10 protein-coding genes are annotated in these 13,697 nt (G+C 48.0%); 9 read left to right on the top strand and 1 reads right to left on the bottom strand.

What is annotated here, in order from left to right; translation table 11 throughout:
• The first annotated feature begins 2 nt into the window (after nt 1–2).
• The 8 genes from BUB19_RS09725 to BUB19_RS09690 all read left to right on the top strand — a co-directional run bounded on the left by BUB19_RS09725 (nt 3) and on the right by BUB19_RS09690 (nt 12,416).
• Complete coding sequence (locus BUB19_RS09725; protein WP_073094354.1) at nt 3–1,436, top strand: RagB/SusD family nutrient uptake outer membrane protein; 1,434 nt, start codon at nt 3–5, stop codon at nt 1,434–1,436.
• Nucleotides 1,436–3,952, top strand: coding sequence for a hypothetical protein (locus tag BUB19_RS09720; protein ID WP_073094353.1), 2,517 nt, complete (start codon nt 1,436–1,438; stop codon nt 3,950–3,952). Before BUB19_RS09725 ends, BUB19_RS09720 begins: the two co-directional genes overlap by 1 nt.
• Before the next feature lie 147 nt (nt 3,953–4,099).
• Nucleotides 4,100–5,464 carry a sulfatase family protein gene (locus tag BUB19_RS09715; protein WP_178371474.1) on the top strand — a complete coding sequence of 455 codons (1,365 nt, stop codon included), beginning with the start codon at nt 4,100–4,102 and terminating at the stop codon, nt 5,462–5,464.
• 31 nt (nt 5,465–5,495) lie between these two features.
• Nucleotides 5,496–8,705, top strand: coding sequence for a glycosyl hydrolase (locus tag BUB19_RS09710; protein WP_073094351.1), 3,210 nt, complete (start codon nt 5,496–5,498; stop codon nt 8,703–8,705).
• Between the two features lie 35 nt (nt 8,706–8,740).
• A complete protein-coding gene (locus tag BUB19_RS09705; RefSeq protein WP_143155994.1) occupies nt 8,741–10,342 on the top strand; it encodes a sialate O-acetylesterase in 1,602 nt (533 codons plus the stop codon).
• A gap of 166 nt (nt 10,343–10,508) precedes the next feature.
• A complete protein-coding gene (locus tag BUB19_RS09700) occupies nt 10,509–11,066 on the top strand; it encodes a Uma2 family endonuclease (RefSeq protein ID WP_073094349.1) in 558 nt (185 codons plus the stop codon).
• 81 nt (nt 11,067–11,147) lie between these two features.
• Nucleotides 11,148–12,158, top strand: a complete 1,011-nt coding sequence (locus BUB19_RS09695) for a glycoside hydrolase family 43 protein (protein WP_073094348.1) — start codon at nt 11,148–11,150, stop codon at nt 12,156–12,158.
• 39 nt (nt 12,159–12,197) lie between these two features.
• The gene (locus BUB19_RS09690; RefSeq protein ID WP_073094347.1) at nt 12,198–12,416 is read left to right on the top strand and encodes a hypothetical protein; all 219 of its coding nucleotides are present in this window, start codon (nt 12,198–12,200) and stop codon (nt 12,414–12,416) included.
• A 96-nt stretch (nt 12,417–12,512) separates the two neighbouring features.
• Here BUB19_RS09690 and BUB19_RS09685 read toward each other — a convergent pair whose 3' ends face one another.
• A complete protein-coding gene (locus tag BUB19_RS09685; protein WP_143155993.1) occupies nt 12,513–12,806 on the bottom strand; it encodes a hypothetical protein in 294 nt (97 codons plus the stop codon).
• Nucleotides 12,807–13,315: 509 nt separating this feature from the next.
• Between BUB19_RS09685 and BUB19_RS09680 the strand changes: the two genes are divergently transcribed.
• Nucleotides 13,316–13,633, top strand: a complete 318-nt coding sequence (locus BUB19_RS09680) for a hypothetical protein (RefSeq protein WP_073094345.1) — start codon at nt 13,316–13,318, stop codon at nt 13,631–13,633.
• Nucleotides 13,634–13,697: the final 64 nt, after the last annotated feature.

The following is a 13,697-nucleotide window of genomic DNA, read 5'->3' as shown; positions in this document are numbered from 1 at the left end:
TCATGAAAAGATATTGGATATATATATTTAGCTGTCTGTTGCTGCCATCCTGTTCCGATTTTCTGGAACTGGAACCTGAACATCAAATCAGCGAAGGATCGTTCTACCAAAATGCCAACGATTTTGAGACGGCATTGATTGGTAGTTATTCCGGGCTGCAAAACCTCCACAGTACCGCATTGGTATATCTGGGCGAATTGACCACGGATAATGCAGAAATCCAATGGACCTCACCCATGGTCTCCGAGGTGGAGCTGGACGAGGTGAATTTTACGCCGGCCAATGGTTTTCTGAATACCGTTTGGTCCATTTGCTTTACGACTGTTTCCAGGTCCAACAATATCCTTTCCAGGCTGGACGATGTGGAAATGATTGCTGGTTCGAAGGATCAGATCCGCGGCGAAGCCCTCTTTCTAAGGGCCTACGCTTACTTTAATCTCGTGAGAACCTTCGGCCGGGTGCCGTTGGTAGATGTAGCCTTCAGGAGTCCGGCAGCGATCAATGAATATGACATGTCCCGCAAGCCGGTCGAAGAGGTATATGCCCGAATCGTACAGGACCTGGAGGAGGCGGCTTCGCTGCTGGACGGCGTAGATGGATTGGAAAAATCGCGGGCTTCTACCGGAGCTGCCAAAACTCTGCTTGGTAAGGTCTACCTGACCAATCAGGAGTACGGTCGTGCAGCTACAGTACTCAGGGAAGTGATAGATAGCGGTGTTTACAGCCTTAATGAGGATTACAAAGCCCTGTTTAGTCCGGGAAACGACGACCTTGATGAGTCTGTATTTGAAATCAAATTCATGTCCGGTAACCTGGGCGTGGGCAATGGATTTTCCAGCATTTTTACTCCGGCAAGGTTTGATATGGATATTTTCCCCAATCAAATGCAAGGCTCCGGACGGGTGCTGCCTACGCCCGATATGGCTGATGCCTATGAAAGTGGCGATCTGAGGAGAGAGGCTTCCATCGGAGATTCTGTACTGCTGGTCACCGGGGAATATGAAGATGAGCTGTATGGACTTAAGTTTGTTGATTTTACAACGGGCGTACAAGGTGACGGGGGTGTGAATTTCACCGCACTCAGGTATGCAGATGTACTGCTCATGTATGCTGAGGCACTCAACCAAACCGGGAATACCGGGGAATCACTGGAATACCTGAATCAGGTGCGTAATCGGGCCGGTTTGGATGACCTTTCGGGATTGTCCTCTCAGGAATTGGCGGAGGCTTTGGAGCAGGAAAGGAGGGTTGAGTTTTTTCTGGAAGGGCACCGGTGGTACGACCTGGTAAGAACCGGCAGACTATTGCCTGTCATGAACGGGTATTTCCAGCAGAATAACATGAACTTTACTGTTGAGGAACATAATCTGGTGATGCCCATTCCCCTGAGGGAAATTGACATCAATCCTGAACTGGGACAAAACACGGGATACTAATGAATGTAGTTTGTAGGTATTGGATACTCCTGCTCTGTATGCTTGCAGCGGGGCAGGCCAAAGCCCAGAATTATCTGAAGGGAAAGCCTTTCAACAACATCACGTTGGAGGCTTCCCTTAAGCCTTTTAAGGTAAACGAAAAGGCGTATATCCGGGCGGTAGCCCATGAAATGTTTACCCAGTGGCAGTCACTGCTCCGGCATGCTGACACCGTGTCTGTGATGCTGTGGACGGGTGACGGCTCGGAAATCCTGGATTACAAGGGCCATCCGGACCAGCCGCTGGAATGGGCCAAATACATGGGTAACCCCAATACAGCACATGAGGTTGGCGCAGCACCCGAGTCGCTATCCCTACACGAAAGGGCCTACCTGTATCGGGAAGACCCGCCTGATTTTGTATATGCTGATCTGGCTTTTATCGTCCAATCGCTGAAGGAGGCCGGTAGAAAAGTTACAGGCAAGCCAATTTTGGTAGGGGCTACATTCGATCCCGGTCCGGAATTCGCAAAATCCCCTTTTAAATACGATAAACACCCGGAAATATTGGGTGGCAATGCCATGGGACACAAGACCTTTGTGAGCAGTTATTCGGTGTTGGAAGGGGATGCTGAAGCCTACGCCGGCTTTCCTGAAGGGATTCCCGACCAAACGCCCTTTGGAACCTTTTTCGGCAGGCAGAGCCAGCATTTTCTTTCTGACCTGGGTTTCGATTACATCTGGTTTAGCAATGGGTTCGGCTTTGGGGCAGAAGGATGGTCTGCAACCGGTGCGATTTTTTCCGGGAAGGAGTTTCAGGAAGAAAAGTTAAATGATGCTACAGAAAAAGTACTGCAATTCTGGATGCTCTTTCGCGAGGAATGTCCGGATTTTCCTATCCAGACCCGTGGAACCAATCTTTCGGTAGGTGCCGACCTTGCAAGGGATGCGGTAGATCTTAAGGGAATCTATGAGGGAGGTTTTAACATGTTGCCGCCACCCAATTCTCCATGGGCAGCACTGGATGGTGATTTTGGTTTAGAGCTGGCCGGGTACATGTCCAGAATGGCGGAATTGCCAGATTCCAGGTTCCCCTTCAGGTACTATACCCATGACCCCTGGTGGATCAACAGTCCCTGGCTGGACCGTTATGGCCGGGAGCCCCACGACATTTACCTGCCCATGGCAGTGGGAAGGATCGACGAAAATGGGCAGATGGGGGTACCCTCTCACCTTAATTTCCTGACCATTGATGACACCTATGGCAATATGCCTACCCAGGTACCGGATGAAGTGATCCCTCATATATTAAAGGCACGGTATGACCTGCCTACGGCCCCCGGGCCACTGGTATGGGTGTACCCATTCGATGAATACCATGATTGGGCAAAAAATGAGGACGGTAGGTTACCAGAGGTATATTATGGTGATTGGTTTATCCGGCAGGCCATCAATGCGGGTCTGCCATTGAATACCGTGATTTCCACTACATCTTTCCAGCAAGCAGTGCGAAAAAGTCCCGGACTTTTCAACGAATCCATCCTGCTCTCCATTGCTCCTGAAGAAGGTAGCGCCTACGAGCAGGCATTGATGGAGTTCGTAAAAGAAGGAGGGAAACTCATTGTATTTGGACCCATGGATCATTCAGCAAAGGAATTTATGGAGTTTGTTAACCTTACCAATAAAGCGCCTTTGGCGGGTGAAATGAAGTTGATTTCGGATGGTGAAGGAAACCTTATGGATAAAAGTGGCCGGGATCTGATCAACCATAGGTCTTTATTTTCCGGAGGTGGCTTCCGTTCGACCATGACTGATCCTGAAGATCAATATTCGAGAAAAATACTTCATGTTGAGCAATCAGGGGATATAAGAGACATGGCCTGGCTACGAACCCACCCGGATTGGAAGGGGGGCAAGGTGATGTATTTTCGGGGAACCAACTCCAGTGATTTTACCGGAGGCAGGCTATTGACTCCGGATGATCCTGAAGAATATGTCATTGTACCTGGATTATTGCGAAAATTGTTGTCGGCATTTGGAATGCATATCAAAGTTGAAAAACGGGATCTTTCGATCAAAGATCCTGTGCTGACCATCAACCGCTCCGACAAGGCCTTTATTTTCTCCGGATACAATCCCAATTCCACCGTAAAGCAGTATTTTAAATTTGCACAGGGGGCACCATTGCTTATTGGACTGGAGACCCTGCTCGAAGAGGGCTATTCCACCTATACCATGCCCACCGCATGGCACAGGGAATGCCGGGCATTTGTGCAGCAGGAATCTGGTATGTTATCCTTTAAAGAATTACATTCCGGTCAGAAAGGAATAAGCAAGCGCTACCAGGTAAGCGGATTGGAAAATGGCACACTCAGGTTTTATCCGCAGGAGGCTGTTAGCAGTGCGGATCTACAGGTGTTTCTAAACTCCGGCTATCCCTGGAAAAATGGGAGGGTTGACTTTGAAGAAAAAAATGATGAGAACGGTTCCTATTTTGAGGTGGAAAATGTGTCTGGTACAGTGGTATTTGCCTGGTAATTGAAAAAACAATGTTTCAGTCCATGCATTTCTTATTGCTGTTTGAACAATTTCAAAAATAAACCTATTGCTATGCATTTCGATAATCAGTTGTCTGTTGTTTCAATTCTTGCATTCCTCTGTTTTTTATCTGGGTGTGCCCAAAAAGTGGAAAAATCAGCCGAAGCAAGCAGACCAAATATCCTGATCATATTAACCGATCAGCAAACCAATGATGCCATCAGTTATCTGGGCAACCCTCATTTGACTACTCCCGCCATGGATCAATTGGCGGCAGAGGGGACGTATTTCACCGAATCTTACTGCACCAGCCCTGTTTGCGGGCCTGCCAGAAGCAGCCTGATTACCGGAAGAATGCCTCACGAAACAGGCGTGGTCTGGAATTCCACACATATCGATTCCTCTGTGCCCACCATCGGTCATCTTTTTCAGCGACAAGGCTATCAAACAGCCTGGGTTGGTAAATGGCACCTTCCGCTTTCCTATCCAGCAAAAAACAATGCCGACTCTGTCTCCGGATTTAAGGTGATTCCCTTCCAATCACTGGACGAGGCCTGGGATCTGGGCGAGGATACCGATGGACCTATTGCAGATGCGGCGGTAAATTATATCCGGGATCACAATGGCGAAAATCCCTTTTTACTGGCTGTTTCTCTCCACAATCCCCATGATATCTGCCATGTACCCAGAAGGCCGGATGAGTATGCCAGGGCGCACGAATTGGACGAGCTTCCACCATTACCTCCCAATTTTGAAATTGCTGAAGATGAACCGGAATTTCTCGCCGAAAAGCGCCTCATGGACCATTATGGCGATGAATTGTTGCTAACCAAAGATTACACCCCGGACGACTGGCGGGCTTACCTGTATCATTATTACAGGTTCACTGAGATGGTAGACAAAGAGATAGGGAAAATAATGGAGGCACTGAAAAGTAAAGGCCTGGATGAAAATACCATTGTCGTCCTCACCAGCGAACACGGAGATGGTGCGGCCTCTCACCGCTGGGCGGCCAAATTGAGTTTGTACGATGAAGCAGCTACGGTACCGTTTATTATTCGCTGGAATGGACATATACCCTCCGGAAGGGTAAACCGGGACCAACTGGTCTCCGGTATGGACCTGGCCCCAACCCTATTGGACTACGCCGGTGTAGAAAGCGATGTCCGGTTTACAGGCAAAAGTCTCAAACCCGTGCTGGAAGATCCCGACAAGACATTGCGGGAACATTTGGTGGTGCAATTGGCAGACGATAAACTGGACTCCGGCAGGCATGCGCGAATGATCCGAAACCGGCGATACAAATACAACCTGTACAATCAGGGAGAACGGAACGAGCAATTGTTTGATTTGTGGGAGGATCCTGGCGAAACCCACAATCTAGCCTACAAAGATAGTTATCAGCCCCTGAAGGACGAACTGAAGGCCGCCTTGTCAACATGGATCAGGGATAGTGGAGATCCGTTTCTGGATTGGCGTCCCTTGCCTGAGGGCAGCTCCCTTAGCCGGTAATTACTAATGTAAACCCCAAAACCTCCAAACCATGAATACAAAAATCAATTACCTTCTTTTTCTGACAATTATTTTCGCAGGTGTTTCCCTGCCTGGATTTGGACAAAACAGCCAGGATTACGAGGATTTACAAAGTGGGTTCCGATTCCCGCCCGCTACTGCCCATCCCATAGTCTACCATTGGTGGCTGGGGGGTCATGTAGATCATCAGCGGTTGAAGGAGGAAATCCATGCATTCAAAGAAGCCGGAGTTTCCGGGTTTACCATATTTGAAATCGGATCCAGAGATACCGTTTTGGTGGGTACCGGTCCGGAGTTTTTGGGTGAGGAATCCCTTAAAACGATCCAATTTGCTGTAGAAGAGGCTGGGAAATTGGGATTGGAAGTAGGCTTGAATACGGCCAGTAGCTGGAATGCAGGCGGGAAGTGGCTGACCCCAGAGCATGCCGCCAAATCCATTTATCAATCTAAGGTCAACCTTTCGGGTGGCAAACGACAGAAAATTACCATTCCCTTTCCCGAGATACCTGAAACGGATCCGAGGGGAAGAAAGCGGATGATCGAATTCGGGGCGGACGGAAAACCAGTTTATGCGGAGGAGATCGCCCTGCTTGCGATTCCTGAATATTCAGGCAATAGTCTGGCCGATACCACAGAAATTCTGGATATCTCCGAATTTTTCAACCCGGAGACCGAGGAGTTGGATTGGGACGCTCCCGAAGGGGACTGGAAAATTGTGCGCTATGTATGTTCCAATTCCGGTGAAAACCTGGTTTTACCCAGCAAATATTCTGCAGGCCCCATCGTAGACCATTATGATGCTGACGCTACCGCTTTTCATTTCAATTATATGATCGATCGGCTGCAATCTGTATTGGGAGATCTGAGGCAAACGGCACTGAAAAGCCTGTATATGGCCAGTTATGAGGCCAGGGGCTTTACCTGGACACCTACGCTACCTGAGAAATTCAAGGAGATCAATGGATATCAGGTCAGGAAATTACTGCCCATACTATTTGAGGAAGCGGAATTTTCAGCCGGAACAACGGCCAATTTCCGGGCTGATTTTCAGCGGACCTTGTCCGAACTGATGATCCAGAATTTTTACATGAAATCCAAAGAAGTCTGCAATGCCCACGGTCTTAAAAATAATAGTGAGGCGGGAGGACCTGGTCTTCCCCTGCACAATGTCCCAGTCGAGCCCCTCAAGGCACTAGGCAAAGGGCTGGACATTCCCAGAGGTGAATTCTGGATCAACCACGGCAGATACAACGAAGACGGAATGGATATTCTGAGGGTGGTGAAAGAAGTCTCCTCAGCATCTCATAGCTATGGTCTTGGTATAGTTGAAATGGAAGCTTTTACTTCCTTCCAGCACTGGCAGGAGGGGCCTTTTGAGATGAAGCCGATAGGAGACAGGGCCTTTGCTGAAGGGATGAATAAGGTGGTCGTTCACGGTTCTACCCACAATCCTGAGGGAACAGGTGTGCCGGGTATCGTGTACCATGCCGGTACCCATTACAACGACAAAAGGGTATGGTGGCCCAAGATCCGACCTTTTAACGAATACCTGGCCAGGGTTTCCTATATTCTTCAGGAAGCCGATTTCCAAGCTGATTTTCTTTACTACTATGGCGATACCATCCCCAACTATGGCGGGCACAAGCGAGGCAGGTTCTCCCCGGGGGCGGGTTATGATTATGAACTGGTCAATACGGAGATACTCCTTGGGCTGGAAGTGCAGGAAGGCAAGATCATTAATCCCAGGAATGGAGCGAAATTCAGCGTGTTGGCACTGGCTGAAGAACATGAAATCCATCCGGAGGTATTGCTGAAACTAAAAGAAATGGCAGAAAATGGTGCGGTAATCATCGGGCCCCGACCAAAAGAGATTGCACAAAGGAAATTAAAAACCGGCATGCCTGACATGGAAGGATGGCTGGAGGAACTTTGGCACCCCTTCGATGCGCAATATTTAATTGCGGAAGAGGCAGTGATTTTCGAAGAGGCAGACCCAACTGAACTAATGGAGGCATTAGGACTGGTGCCGGATCTTGATTATGCGGACAAGCATTTCTATACCCTGGATTATACCCATTACCAAAAGGGAGACCTTGATTTTTATTTTGTTGTCAATTCTACCGGGGAATGGCTTTCCCGAAACCTGCATTTCCGGCAGCAGGACAAGGTAACCGAGATTTGGGATCCGGTAGATGGTCAGATTGTGCCAGCGGGCGTGTATGAACAAAATGAAGCACAAATCAGCCTTCCCCTTACACTGGCTCCTTACGAAAGCAAGTTTGTCGTTTTTGCGCCAGGAGATGCTGCAGGACATTTTTCACAAATAGCAGGTGCTGGTTTGCACCCTCCAAAAATAAGCCACACGGCGGATGGAATAGAGGTCTGGGAAGAGGGTATCTTCGTCGTAAGTGATGAAGAAGGGTCTCAGGAAATACATAACAGCATTCCGGAAAAGACTATTGATGGGGCCTGGGAGGTGTTTTTCCCCGAAGGCTGGGGTGCTCCCGAGAAGGCAGTGTTTCCTGAATTGAAATCCTGGACAACATCTGAAGTGGAGGGGATTAAATATTTTTCCGGCACAGCGCGTTATGAAAAACAATTTGTACATGCCCTTCATCCTGTGGACCAGGCGGATGCCAAAACCTATCTGGATTTGGGTGACCTATCCCATGTGGCGGAGGTATGGCTAAACGATAAGCGACTGGGCATTACCTGGGCCAAACCCTACCGTTTCGACGTGACCGATCTGCTCCGTCCGGGGATCAACAGCCTGCGGATTGAAGTGGCCAATACCTGGTCCAACCGGATTACCGGAGACGCCATTACCGGAGAAGAATTTACCCAAACGCATATCGGGGAAACCAATATCAAAGGGATCAGCCATATCCGGGTACCCTGGGAAGAGGTGCCATTGATACCCTCGGGATTGTTTGGTCCCGTTGTGCTTCGTACCATAGTGCCCGTCAAAGTACCCCAGTCGCTTCAGGCTGCGCGTGTATTTTCTGACAACATGGTCCTGCAGCGGAATCAACCCATCCCTGTCTGGGGCGTTGGTACCGTGGGGGAGGAAGTGACTGTCCAATTGGGAAACAAAAAAGCGGAAACAAGGGTCTTAGCCAACGGCAAATGGCAGGTTGATTTACCCGCATTCCCGGCTGGCGGGCCGCATACCATGAGTATCGAAAGCGGAAAAAAAAAGCCGAATTCAAAGATGTTCTGATAGGAGATGTCTGGTTGGGTTCCGGACAATCCAATATGCAACATCCAATGGGTGGTTGGGAATGGATCCCCCATTCTGAAATCCTGGATGCACAGTCTGAGCTGGAGGATAGCAATTATCCGGAAATACGGCTTTTTGATGTGCCGCTATTTCCATCACCCGAGCCTGTTGAGAACCTTTCGGGGGGCAGATGGGAAAAGCCCAGTCCTGAATCATTGGCCGGTTTTTCTGCACCTGCCTGGTTTTTTGCTAAAAAGCTGCACCGCGACCTGAATATTCCGGTTGGCATTATCCACAGCTCCTGGGGAGGTACCAGCATTTTGACCTGGACCAATGAACAGACGCTGCAGGATTTTGCGGACTCCCTTCCACAGCTGGAATCCGACCTGCGGTATTTTCCGCAAACCTGGGGCAATCAGGTACAGGCGGCTACCGACCACCACCGTATCCGGAGAAACAAGTTGAGTCATCCGGATCCGGAAATCAAACGCCAGATGCTTGAACCCGGGTATTCCGCAGTGGGTTGGAAAGATTTGGATCTTTTTGATGATACAAAGGCACATGAGCAGGTGCTGTGGATGAAGCAGCAGGTAAACCTGAATCAGGAGTTGGCAACCACAGACCTGACATTGCAGCTTGGGTTCCTGAACAGGCAAAGTCATGTGTATTGGAATGGCCAGGAACTGGGATATTTCCAATACCCTGCTCCGGTAAACATTCGGGTGCCGGCAGCCTGGGTAAAGAAAGGCATCAACGAAATCACCCTGCGCCTTTCCAACCCCTGGGGTGGAGCCAATTTTTATGGTGCTCCGGAGGAATATGTCCTTGCAGATTCCTCTGGTAATTTTCAAGTATCACTTGCTTCAGGCTGGAAGGGAATCAACGATCAGGAACCCATTCCTCCTGCAAAACCCTTTTACGTAAACGAACCTTCGTTTTTGTTTAACGGCATGATCAGCCCGCTCATTCCCTACGGAATCAAGGGTTTTATTTGGGACCAGGGTGGTGCCGATGCCCGAAGGCCTGAACTGTACGCACAGCTATTTCAGCGACTGATCCGGGACTGGAGGGGCTACTGGAAGAACGATAATTTGCCTTTTCTTTTCGTTCAAAACACCGGCACCTATAGCAGTCATGAATTTGAAAAAAGAACTTTTGTAAGAAGTCCGCTGCGGGAGGCTCAGGAAACTGCCCTTGCGCTTCCACATACTGGCATGGTAGTATCCATTGATATTGGTGATCCCTATGATGTACATCCCAAAAACAAGCAGGAATTTGGCAGGCGGCTGGCCTTGCAGGCACTGGAGAAAGTATATGGACGGGATATAGAGGCCGATGGCCCCTATTATAGCTCCCATCAAGTCAAAGGAGATACGGTAGTAGTCAAGGTGAAGGATCCGGGGCAGCAATTGGTTTTAGATTGCACCGGTGAATCCTGTGGTTTTGAGCTTGCCGGTTCGGATGAGGTATTTTATCCGGCAGAGGCCGTTTTACAGGGAGATGACATATTGGTTTATTCCGGGGAGGTCGCCAGGCCAAGAGCCATTCGTTACGCCTGGGGTGACTACCCACTGGCAGGTGTTTCTAATCAGGAAGGTTTGCCGATGGCCCCATTCAGGGTGGCAATATCGGACTGAGTGGTTCTTTCCAATAATATTATTTTCTCTGCTGATCTAGTTGTATCGTTTCGTTCTATGGGTAAGGCTAAAGAAGAAGTGATAAACGCCCCTCCCCCACTAGAATGGCATATTGGCGTTTAAATTCGAAATTGACTATCTTTAGAAAGAGAAATAGCTGAATATTATGGCAACTGAAGTCGTAAAGCGGTTGATAAATGTAGATGAATACCACAAAATGGCCGAGATGGGCATACTGAAACCGGATGACCGCCTGGAACTGATACAAGGTGAAATATACGAGATGAGTCCCATTGGAAGTAAGCACGCAGGCATAGTAAATAAATTGGCCGGCTTGTTGAATGAGCTGTTCAAAAATAAGGCAGTCACCGGCGTTCAAAATCCGGTTCAAATCGATGATAGGAATGAGCCCGAACCGGACATTTCCCTGTTAAAATACCGGTCGGACTATTATTCATCCGCACATCCGGTCCCTGCCGATGTGCTGGCCATCATCGAAGTGTCCGATGCTTCTATCAGGTTTGATAAGGATGTAAAGCTGCCCCTTTATGCCACCCATCGCATTCCTGAGTACTGGATTATCGATCTGGAAAGCAATCGGATAGAAGTTTATGCCAATCCAAAAGAAGGAACTTATACCAGCATCCAACGATACCTGCCCGGGGAGGAGATTACCCTGATGGACCAAAAACTTCCAGTGAATGAGGTACTTCTCTTAAGTTAAGCTGGTGTTACTTTTTATTAAAAAGCCAATCGGCAATTTCGTTTTTGTCCCATTATTTTACAACTTAACCGGTCCGGAACCATGAAACCCTTATTCCCTTTATTGATCTTTATCCTTCTATTTCAGTACAGAACCTTTTCGCAAAACCGCCTCCCGGAAATCAGGGAAAATATTCCCCTGGATTCCATAAGGCTAAGCGATCCCTGTATTTTGGCAGACGCTAAAACTTCCATGTATTACATCACCGGAACCGGAGGCCTGCTATGGAAAAGCAAAGACCTGGGCCATTGGACCGGGCCGTACCGGGTTGTCGAAACCGACCCGGATTCCTGGATGGGTCCCCGCCCCATGATCTGGGCTGCAGAACTTCACTACTACAAGGATAAGTACTACAACTTTGCCACCTTTACCAACCGGGAGGTAAAGATTGATACCGTACAAGGCAATGTAATTGAGCGCAGGGCCTCCCATATTTTGGTCAGCGACAAGGCCGAAGGACCTTATGTACCCATGGAAGACCCTACCTATCTGCCGGCCGATAAACCGACCCTGGACGGGACTTTTTGGGTGGACGAAGACGGGAAGCCTTATATGGTTTATTGCTACGAGTGGCTGCAAAACTGGAACGGTACCATCGAAAAAATCGAATTGAAACCCGATTTGAGTGGTTCTGTGGGCAAAAGCCAGCTGCTTTTTAAAGCCAGTGAATCCCCCTGGAGCCGCGAGCGCAATGATGAAGGGGATACCATTCCCAACAAGGTCACGGACGGGCCCTGGTTGTTCAAAACCCAAACCGGGAAGCTGGGCATGATCTGGACCAGTTGGGTGTTTGGTGATTATACCCAGGGAGTCGCTTATTCGGAAAGCGGGACTTTGGATGGTCCCTGGATTCACGATGAACAGCCCTTTAGTCCACCGAATTATGGACATGGGATGTTGTTCCGGACTTTTGAGGGGCAATTGCTGATGGCGGTCCATAGTCACCGGGTAGGAGAGAACGGTCGTTACATACGTATCCCTAAACTTTTTGAAGTCGATGATTCAGGGGATAAACTGGTACTGGGAGAGCCATTTAGAGGCAATGTAAACTAACAACTTTAACTAAGCGTTTTTTAGTTAAAAAAGGGCCGGATGGTACGAAATTTTGCCTTTTTCTCTTTATTGATGTTTGTGTTTTCGTCGTGTTCTGAGGATATCCCCTCACCTGGAGAGCCGGAAGAAAGCCACCATATCGCCTATACAGAAGCGTTGGAGAATGCCTTCTCCTTTGAAATTGAGTTCAACAGGCTCTATGTTTATTATGATAATGAGGATTACCGGATGGTGTTTTTGGAGCTGAAGGAGAATTGATGCAGTAATTCTTCCACTACGGGCTGCAGTCCGCCGTATTATTGATCGAAAACTTTATTGCTTAATTATCCTGGAACGGTTAGAACTTTAAATCCATCACGGCAAACCCCAATTCATCCGCCACATTAACATGGATCCACAGCTTGCCATCCTTGAAAATCCACCCTTTGGCAAGGCAGAAAGCCCCTCGGTATTTGTCTCTCCGATCAGTTGATCCCCTGTATCCACCATCAGGGTATCCATAGAAAAGGTGAAATTTTCAAACAGATTGCTTATTTGGACTTCGGCACTGGCCCGTTCTGAGGCTTTTTTTCGTTGGCAAAAAACCAGTGTAAAGAGTAGTGAAATTAAAAGCAGCCGGCCCCCCATACCTTTGAGGGAGTAGGGCATGAAAAGCAGCTTTGACGGCTCTCTGCAGATTTTTAGGTTTTGATACCCTCGATCAAGATATTTCATATCCATTCATATAACGACTTCAAACCAAAGAACCTGAGTTCGATTCCAGATAAGGTTTATGGTACAGTAAATCAAAAATGAAATAAAAAAGCCAGACTGCACTAAATCCCCTTTAATAAGGGGGTAGGGGGATTTTTTAACGAACGTCCAATTCCAGGATGAGTCATGATAATAAGGTTTGCTTCATCATATAAATACCATTTTTATGAAAGGATAGGCTCCATAATTCGTAAAGTTTTACAATCGAACTCAGGCAAAGAGTCTTTTTTGGTTTATTCGAACCAGGATTTTCTCTAAGGGACGACCAAATTATGATAAAAACGAATAAATACGTTTAATATCTGCCGGGACTTCTTCTTGCGCTTTCCCTTACGGTTATCATACTGACTACCGACAACCATTTTTTTAGGAATTACGTGTAGTAAGAGTAAACTAAATCGGATATGATAAAAAGTCAGTTGTTTTTTGCGTTATTATTTTTGATGGTTCTTTCCTCCTGTTCACCGCATCTTTTTGCCTCCCTGAGAAGCAATAATATGAGCCAACTGGAGCTGGGAATGTCCAGAGAACAGGTCACAGGTATTCTTGGCGACAATTATACGATAGCCGAGAAGCGCATTGAGGAGGGAGTTCCGCTAGAAGTGCTTTCCTACCGGAATTTTCCGAACAATGATGAATTCTACCTTTTCGTGTTCAAGAACAATGAGCTGGAAGAATGGTACAGGGAGCTGGTACCCAATTTTGAAAGCAGGAAGGATTAATTTATTTTTTTTATGCTGAAATATAGTCCGGTTGTGCGGCCATCCGGTAGTACGGCCGGCAAGG

The sequence above is a fragment of the Cyclobacterium lianum genome (assembly GCF_900143075.1).
In the GTDB taxonomy this organism is placed as follows: Bacteria; Bacteroidota; Bacteroidia; order Cytophagales; family Cyclobacteriaceae; genus Cyclobacterium; species Cyclobacterium lianum.
The sequence above is the reverse complement of the archived record's forward strand: the minus strand, read 5'-3'. Positions and strand labels throughout refer to the sequence as shown.

Coding starts and splice junctions, on each gene's coding strand:
- BUB19_RS09705 (WP_143155994.1), top strand. CDS start 8,741: ATGCAACATCCAATGGGTGGTTGGGAATGGATCCCCCATTCTGAAATC.
- BUB19_RS09725 (WP_073094354.1), top strand. CDS start 3: ATGAAAAGATATTGGATATATATATTTAGCTGTCTGTTGCTGCCATCC.
- BUB19_RS09680 (WP_073094345.1), top strand. CDS start 13,316: ATGATAAAAAGTCAGTTGTTTTTTGCGTTATTATTTTTGATGGTTCTT.
- BUB19_RS09690 (WP_073094347.1), top strand. CDS start 12,198: ATGGTACGAAATTTTGCCTTTTTCTCTTTATTGATGTTTGTGTTTTCG.
- BUB19_RS09710 (WP_073094351.1), top strand. CDS start 5,496: ATGAATACAAAAATCAATTACCTTCTTTTTCTGACAATTATTTTCGCA.
- BUB19_RS09695 (WP_073094348.1), top strand. CDS start 11,148: ATGAAACCCTTATTCCCTTTATTGATCTTTATCCTTCTATTTCAGTAC.
- BUB19_RS09700 (WP_073094349.1), top strand. CDS start 10,509: ATGGCAACTGAAGTCGTAAAGCGGTTGATAAATGTAGATGAATACCAC.
- BUB19_RS09685 (WP_143155993.1), bottom strand. CDS start 12,806: ATGCCCTACTCCCTCAAAGGTATGGGGGGCCGGCTGCTTTTAATTTCA.
- BUB19_RS09720 (WP_073094353.1), top strand. CDS start 1,436: ATGAATGTAGTTTGTAGGTATTGGATACTCCTGCTCTGTATGCTTGCA.